This window comes from Pseudomonas syringae group sp. J309-1 (assembly GCF_032582135.1).
GTDB lineage: Bacteria > Pseudomonadota > Gammaproteobacteria > Pseudomonadales > Pseudomonadaceae > Aquipseudomonas > Aquipseudomonas quasicaspiana.
This window is the reverse complement of sequence record NZ_JAWHNU010000168.1, coordinates 1-518: the sequence shown is the minus strand read 5'-3', so window position 1 is coordinate 518 and position 518 is coordinate 1. Positions and strand designations below refer to the sequence as shown.

Below are 518 nucleotides of genomic sequence, written 5' to 3'. Positions count from 1 at the left end.
GGCCGGATGATCCCGCTCGGCCGCGGCGGCACGCCGGAAGAGGCGGCGGACGCGGTCTATCTGTTCTGCAGCCCGGAATCGAACTACATCAGCGGTCAGGTGATCGTCGCCGGCGGCGGTCTGCTCATCTGATACGGGGATAACATGCACTACCGATCGTCCTGGATGACCGAGGAGCTGGACACCTTCCGTGACCAGTTCCGCAAAATCCTCGCCAAGGACCTGGCGCCGCATGCCGAAAAATGGCGCGCGCAGAAGCTGGTCGACCGCTCGGCCTGGCGCGCGCTCGGCGAGATGGGTGCATTGCTGCCGAGCGTGCCCGAGGCCTATGGCGGCCTCGGGACCACCTTCGCCTATGACGCGGCGGTGCTCGATGACCTCGAGAGCACCGTGCCGGAACTGACCACCGGCGTCGCCGTGCACAGCGCGATCGTCGCTCACTACATCCTCAACTACGGCTCGGAAGAGCAGAAGCGGCGCTGGCTGCCCAAGATGGCGTCGGGCGAGATGGTCGGCGC

General features: G+C 66.6%; 2 protein-coding genes. Both read left to right on the top strand.

What is annotated here, in order from left to right; all coding sequences use genetic code 11:
* Positions 1 to 132 (top strand): SDR family oxidoreductase (locus tag RX972_RS29275; protein ID WP_316880796.1); only part of this gene is annotated, 132 nt, incomplete at its 5' end.
* 33 nt (positions 133 to 165) lie between these two features.
* The coding region (locus tag RX972_RS29270; protein ID WP_316880795.1) for an acyl-CoA dehydrogenase family protein at positions 166 to 518 on the top strand (353 nt) is incomplete at its 3' end.